Genomic DNA, 6,644 nt, shown 5'->3' on the forward strand with positions numbered 1-6,644 from the left:
GAGTGCGATCTGGTTTCGTAGTTGACGGTTTTCGTTGTCGAGTTCGCGGATGCGTTCGTGTGCGAGGGTGAGGCGTTGGCGCAGGGAGGCGTCGGAGCCGCGCTCGACTGGGGCAGGTGGTGCCGGCTCGGGCGTCTCCGATATGGCGGTCAGTCGGCGGAGTTGGTCGCGCAGTGCGGGCTGGGCATACAGCCATGAGCGGGAGACGCCGGCGAGGGCGGCGATCTGTGTGATAGTGCGCCGCTGGCCGGTTTCGCCGAGTTCCTGCAGGGCTTGCCGGGCGCGTTGGAGGGTGTCGGCGCGGCGGCGTTGGGCAGCGGCGAGGAGGTAGTGGCTGTTGTCATGGCGCATCGGATGGTTCCTTTCCGCAGCATGTTTCGCTGCCCGCTGCAGCGCACCGGCAGTCGCGTTGGTCGGTTTCGAGGGTGGCGATGATGGTAAGCAGGTTGGTTTCGACGGTGTGGTTCATCTCGGCCAGGCGGGTGTGGCCGTCGGTTTGAGCACGCGAGATCAACGTGCGGGTGTCATCGAGCTGCTTGCGGTGTTGGGGTAGGAATTCGGCGGTCGTGATGAACAGCGGACAAGTCAAACATGCGTTGGCGTGCGGGCACGATTTCTGTAGTGGCAGACCACAATAGCCGTTGGGCAGCGCTATTTTCGCGCGTGCAAGGTTCTGCTTCATCCACTCGCCATCGGCGAGGGGCCCGTCGACGGTGATGTCGACCGGCTCACCGTGGATGTTGATCTTCTGGGCGCGTTCCCACTGCTCTCGTATGGTGGTGTCGGCCAATCGGGCATACACGGCGGTCATGGTGTGGCTGGTGTGGTCGAGCAGGCGTCGGACCACTTCCTGCGGCACCTCATGGTTGATCCATCGTGTGGCCGCCGTGTGCCGGAACTGATGAGCGGTGATATGCGCTGGCTGACCGAGTTCATCTGTGACACCACATGTTTCGAGCCACTGCCCGAGCTGGAGGTGGAACGTCACGGTGGGAATGGGCAGCCGTCCGTCGGGGTTGGCGCTGCTGCGCGGCAGCAACACGGCGGTGGTTGGAAACCGCTGCCGGGTGCGCTCCTGCTGCGTCTGGATCATGGCGGTGAGTTCGTCGTCGATGGGCACCACCGCGTCGCGGCGCATCTTATGGTTGCGGTAGCGCAAATAGACCGCGCCCTGCGGGTCGCGAACCAGACAGTCCAGCGCCAGCCGGGTGGCGTCGCCAATGCGCAGGCCGGTGCGGATGAGGACCTCCACCAGCAGCCGGATCCGCGGGTCGCTGATCCGGTCGAGGTTGGCCGGGCTTTCCAACTGGCCCATGACGAACTCGGGAATCGCCCGCGGTGCCGGTGTCTCGTCACGGCGGGGCTGGTCGCTGGGATACAGCTGCGCCTCGGCCGGCAGCGATGCCCACCGGTGCTGGCGAACGGCATTCAGAAACCCGGTCACACAGCCGATCTCGGCGCTGCGGGTCTTCGGTTGTGGGATCTCAACGGCCAGTCGAGCCAGGTAGGCCTCCAGCGCTGCCCGCTCGAGCGCACCCGGGCCCGACGAGCTCGCTAGTCCGGGCATGAACTGCGACAAACGAACGAGCGCGAGGCGATCACTGCGTAGCTGCCCCAGCCCGACTCCGCACGACATGCGCCACCGGCACCATCGTTTGGCCAGCTCTCGAAGCCAGACTGGGTGCACCGCAGTGAAATCCAGTTTGGCCCCGTCATGGCCGGAAACACCGAGCCGCCGTAGCCGCCACACGTCACGCTGGTATTCGCTGTCCCAGCCGGTCCCGTCGCGCAAATCGAGCACGCACTCGATCGCGTAACCGAGGAACGCGCGCGGGGTGTTGACCGACGCCGCGGCCGGCAGCCCGGCCAGCCAGTCGGCCAGCGGACGATCCAGCAGCGACTCGGCCCCGGTTGCCGACAAGTGGTCCAGCAGCGGCTTGATCGATCGCGGTGTGGTGCGGGTTCGGTTCAGGTCGACGCGGCATTGCAGCGCGTAGCCGATCTCCAGCCGCAACTGCGGCCGCAGCGGCCGCAAGTCGAAGCGATCCTCGCCGTAGCTGGCGCAGTAGGCGATGAACTCCGCCGCCGACGGGCGACCACGCAGCCGCCACCGCCGGTGGTGGGAATGACACCACCCGGCGTCCAGTTCGGCCCACAACATGCACCCCGGGATGGCGCACACCGCTGCCGGCGTGCCGGCCACGTCCGGCTTCCACCGATCCACCACTGGGCGTCCGGCCTTGTCCCAGGCGTGGGAATGCGTGTAGCACAACCGATACCGATGCTGCCCGAAGCCGCAACCGGGCACCAGGCACGATTGCAGCGGCCGGTACCCCATCACCTCTGGATCAGCGGTCGCCGCCCACGCCCGTCGGTCATCCGGGCGACCCGCCTTTCTCCACCGGCCCAGATGGGCCGGGCAGAGCCCGGCGTAGCGACTCGAACGCACACACCCGGGCACCGCGCATGCCGGCGACCCGAGAATCGGATCCGCGACGGCGGGCACCAGCACCTCGACCCGGAACTCCGCACGCACCGCTGCGCCCAAACGCGCAACCCAGCCGGGCTCAATCGGCGGCGCCAGCACCTCGACGCTCACCACGACCCATCCCGGTCCGCCAGCCACCCCGCGGCCACCAACGCGCGGCGGGTGTCCTCGACCTTCAGATGCGCGTACGCGTCACTGGTCGTCGCGATCGACGCGTGCCCCAACAGATGGGCCACCACCTCGACCGGCACCTGGCGGCGCAACAACTCTGTCGCATACGAGTGGCGAAAAGTATGCGGCCCGAACATGATTCCGGTCCGCTCCCGCAATCGGCAGACCAAATCGTAGACGCTGGCATACGTCAACGGATACCCAATAGGACCGGACCACAAGTTGACGAATACGTAATCGCTGTCCAGCTCGCCGTACTCGCCATGCAGATAATCCGCATACAGCCGGATCACCGCGCCCGGCACCGGCACCTGGCGACCCCCGCCCTTGGCTCGGGCACGATTCGTATTCACCCTCGGCACCACCGTCACCAGCCGAGCAGCCGCATCGATGTCGCTGTGCCGCAACCCCAACGCCTCACCAACCCGCAGCCCGGATGCAGCCAGCAGAGAAAACAGGAACCGATCCCGCAGCCGATCACAGGCCGCCACGATCGCCGCGACCAGTTCCGTGTCCAGCGTGTCCGGGATGCGCCGCTGGGCCCGTAACCGGATCCGCCTGCTGCGCTCCGGTCGAGATCCCAGGTGCGCCAGCAGTGGTCGCCACGATCCACCATGTCCCTTATGCCGCTGCCAGGTCGTCAACAGATCACCCAGGTCCACTCCGTGGCGCTGATGGAATTCATAAAACGCCGAGATTGCCGATAGCTTGCGGTTCACCGTGGCCTCCGAGCACATGCTCTCCGCCGTCGGCAGCGCTGACACATTGCCCACTCGCCCCGCCGCGGGTAGTCGCAGCCACGCCACGAACCGGCCCACCTCCTCCAGTCGCACCCGCGACCACACCAGGCCGCCCCGATCGAGGAACTCGAACCAATCCCGCAGATCATGGGCATAGGCCTTGACCGTGTTCGGTGAGCGCTCGATCGCGTGCAGATGCGACAAGAACGCCTCGACCGGCTCCACCACCACCGCATCCTGATCCACCAGCGTCCACGATTCGCGGTCGCCGAACGGCATCACCACCGACTGCACCCGCAGCCCAGGACTCGTCACAGACACCGAAGATAACTGGTCCACAACGCATTTCCCGGCATCTCCGAACGCGTGTCGTCTACATGGTGAACAGCTTCCTCACGGCCTCAGATAACCAACGAGATTCTGAAGCGAGCGGCAAGTTTCTTCGGGGCGGAGCTCGACCGCCAACACAAGAAATAGTCGATTTCATCGACGACAATCGCGGGGAGTTCGGGGTCGAGCCCATCTGCACGGTCCTGCGCAGCGCAGGCTTGCAGGTGGCCCTGAGCACCTACTACGACGCCAAAGCCCGGGTCCCATCGGCGCGGGCCCTGCGCGACGCCGTCCTCGGGCCGGCGTTGTGCCAGCTCTGGAAAGACAACTACTGCGTCTATGGGGCCCGCAAACTCTGGAAAACGGCTCGTCGCGATGGTCATGACGTCGGTCGCGATCAGGTGGCCCGGCTGATGCGGGCCGCAGGCATTGAGGGGGTCCGGCGCGGCAAACGGGTGCGGACCACCAAAGCTGACCCAGCCGCGGCGCGGCACCCGGACTTGGTGCACCGCAACTTCGCCGCGGCTGCCCCGAACCAGCTCTGGGTGACCGACCTGACATTCGTGCCGACCTGGGCCGGGGTGGCCTACGTGTGCTTCATCATTGACGCACACTCGCGGATGATCGTGGGGTGGCGGGTGGCTTCGCACATGCGGACCTCGATGGTTCTCGACGCGTTGGAGATGGCGCGTTGGTCACGCGGAACTACATTGCAGGACTTGATATGTCACTCAGATGCCGGGTCGCAATTCACGTCCATTCGCTACGGCGAGCGGCTCGCTGAGATCGGCGCAGTCCCGTCAATTGGGACCGTTGGAGATAGTTTCGATAACGCTCTCGCGGAGACAGTCAACGGTTACTACAAGGCCGAGCTGATCTACGGGCCGGCTCGAAGCAGACCGTGGAAGACCGTCGAGGACGTAGAACTCGCCACCCTCAGTTGGGTCCACTGGCACAACACCAGCCGCCTGCACAGCTACCTCGGCGACATCCCACCCACGGAGTTCGAAGCCGCGTTCTACGATGCATACCGGACCGACCAACCCTTGATCGGAATCCAATAGCCCGAGCCTCCGGGAAACCCAGGGCGCTTCACACCCCGGACAGGCCGCGGGTTTTCAGTGAGCGCAGAAACGCCGTCCAAAACGCGCCGTCCTCGGAGTCACCGACGTCGAAGCCGAGCACTTCACGGCGTCCGTCAGCCGCGACACCGGTGGCGATGACGACCGCTTGGGAGACCACCCGATGGTTGACCCGAGCCTTGCAGTAAGTGGCGTCGAGGAACACATACGGGAAGTGCTGCTCGGATAGAGGCCGGTCCCGAAAGGCGCCTACCTCGGTGTCCAGATCGGCGCAAATCCGGGAGACCTCGCTTTTGGAGATGCCGGCGTCCGCGCCGAGGGCTTTAACCAAATCGTCGACTTTGCGGGTGGAGGTGCCGTGCAAATAGGCCTCCATCACCACCGCGAACAAGCACTGATTGAAGCGCCCTGGGTTTCCCGGAGGCTCGGGCTATTGGATTCCGATCAAGGGTTGGTCGGTCCGGTATGCATCGTAGAACGCGGCTTCGAACTCCGTGGGTGGGATGTCGCCGAGGTAGCTGTGCAGGCGGCTGGTGTTGTGCCAGTGGACCCAACTGAGGGTGGCGAGTTCTACGTCCTCGACGGTCTTCCACGGTCTGCTTCGAGCCGGCCCGTAGATCAGCTCGGCCTTGTAGTAACCGTTGACTGTCTCCGCGAGAGCGTTATCGAAACTATCTCCAACGGTCCCAATTGACGGGACTGCGCCGATCTCAGCGAGCCGCTCGCCGTAGCGAATGGACGTGAATTGCGACCCGGCATCTGAGTGACATATCAAGTCCTGCAATGTAGTTCCGCGTGACCAACGCGCCATCTCCAACGCGTCGAGAACCATCGAGGTCCGCATGTGCGAAGCCACCCGCCACCCCACGATCATCCGCGAGTGTGCGTCAATGATGAAGCACACGTAGGCCACCCCGGCCCAGGTCGGCACGAATGTCAGGTCGGTCACCCAGAGCTGGTTCGGGCAGCCGCGGCGAAGTTGCGGTGCACCAAGTCCGGGTGCCGCGCCGCGGCTGGGTCAGCTTTGGTGGTCCGCACCCGTTTGCCGCGCCGGACCCCCTCAATGCCTGCGGCCCGCATCAGCCGGGCCACCTGATCGCGACCGACGTCATGACCATCGCGACGAGCCGTTTTCCAGAGTTTGCGGGCCCCATAGACGCAGTAGTTGTCTTTCCAGAGCTGGCACAACGCCGGCCCGAGGACGGCGTCGCGCAGGGCCCGCGCCGATGGGACCCGGGCTTTGGCGTCGTAGTAGGTGCTCAGGGCCACCTGCAAGCCTGCGCTGCGCAGGACCGTGCAGATGGGCTCGACCCCGAACTCCCCGCGATTGTCGTCGATGAAATCGACTATTTCTTGTGTTGGCGGTCGAGCTCCGCCCCGAAGAAACTTGCCGCTCGCTTCAGAATCTCGTTGGCACGCTTGAGTTCTCGGATCTCCTGTTCGAGTTCCTTCACCTTCTTCGACTCCGAGGTCGTCACCCCAGGAGCCAGGCCTTCGTCGATGTCGACCTGACGGACCCAGGTGCGCACCGATTCCACTCCGTAGCCGAGCTGGCGAGCGACCCGCTGCACTGTGCCCTGCTCGGTGCCCAGCTCCGCGCGCAAGGTGCGGACCATCCGCACCGCGGCGGCCTTCTCCTCGGCACTGTATCGACGTGTCGTCGGCTTCCCGGGCGACTGTTCCTTCGGCATACCTGCATCCTCGTTTCCAAGGTCAGGAGCCTCCGGGATTTCCAGGGCGTTTCAGACCACCCGGCGGCGCCGCTCCAGCAGCGCCGGGAAGAACGAGCCCGACCGAAGCTTGGGAATCCGCAACTCCAAATCGCCAGCGATC

The 6,644-nt window shown here is 65.2% G+C and carries 3 protein-coding genes, 4 pseudogenes and 2 other annotated features; of the genes and pseudogenes, 1 reads left to right on the plus strand and 6 read right to left on the minus strand.

The annotated features are described in order from the left end of the window. From NF20_RS19770 to NF20_RS19780, 3 genes are all read right to left on the minus strand, one after another. Positions 1-351 (minus strand): DUF6262 family protein (locus NF20_RS19770; protein ID WP_033717404.1); only part of this gene is annotated, 351 nt, incomplete at its 3' end. Then, a complete protein-coding gene (locus NF20_RS19775) occupies positions 341-2,602 on the minus strand; it encodes a tyrosine-type recombinase/integrase (protein ID WP_007172470.1) in 2,262 nt (753 codons plus the stop codon). The genes NF20_RS19770 and NF20_RS19775, both read right to left, overlap by 11 nt. Continuing rightward, the gene (locus NF20_RS19780) at positions 2,596-3,678 is read right to left on the minus strand and encodes a tyrosine-type recombinase/integrase (protein ID WP_033717226.1); all 1,083 of its coding nucleotides are present in this window, start codon (positions 3,676-3,678) and stop codon (positions 2,596-2,598) included. The genes NF20_RS19775 and NF20_RS19780 overlap by 7 nt, the downstream gene beginning before the upstream one ends. A 132-nt stretch (positions 3,679-3,810) precedes the next feature. Between NF20_RS19780 and NF20_RS19785 the strand changes: the two are divergent. Further along, a pseudogene (locus NF20_RS19785) lies at positions 3,811-4,793 on the plus strand (IS3 family transposase); the annotation flags it as partial. Beyond that, positions 3,831-3,962: a sequence feature (AL1L pseudoknot), on the plus strand. Its footprint overlaps the pseudogene before it by 132 nt. Positions 4,794-4,824: 31 nt before the next feature. On the opposite strand, the pseudogene NF20_RS19790 reads toward NF20_RS19785, so the two are convergent. From NF20_RS19790 to NF20_RS27355, 3 pseudogenes are all read right to left on the minus strand, one after another. Next, a pseudogene (locus NF20_RS19790) lies at positions 4,825-5,202 on the minus strand (transposase); the annotation flags it as partial. A 39-nt stretch (positions 5,203-5,241) separates the two neighbouring features. Continuing rightward, a pseudogene (locus NF20_RS19795) lies at positions 5,242-6,502 on the minus strand (IS3 family transposase). Further along, positions 6,072-6,203: a sequence feature (AL1L pseudoknot), on the minus strand. Its footprint overlaps the pseudogene before it by 132 nt. Before the next feature lie 57 nt (positions 6,503-6,559). Further along, positions 6,560-6,644 (minus strand): annotated as a pseudogene (locus tag NF20_RS27355) (transposase); the annotation flags it as partial.

The organism is Mycobacterium sp. MAC_080597_8934, from assembly GCF_000523975.1.
Taxonomy (GTDB): Bacteria; Actinomycetota; Actinomycetes; order Mycobacteriales; family Mycobacteriaceae; genus Mycobacterium; species Mycobacterium avium.

What these genes read in the sequence shown, in the direction of transcription:
- NF20_RS19780 (WP_033717226.1), bottom strand. Translation starts at nt 3,678, where the DNA reads ATGCCGTTCGGCGACCGCGAATCGTGGACGCTGGTGGATCAGGATGCG.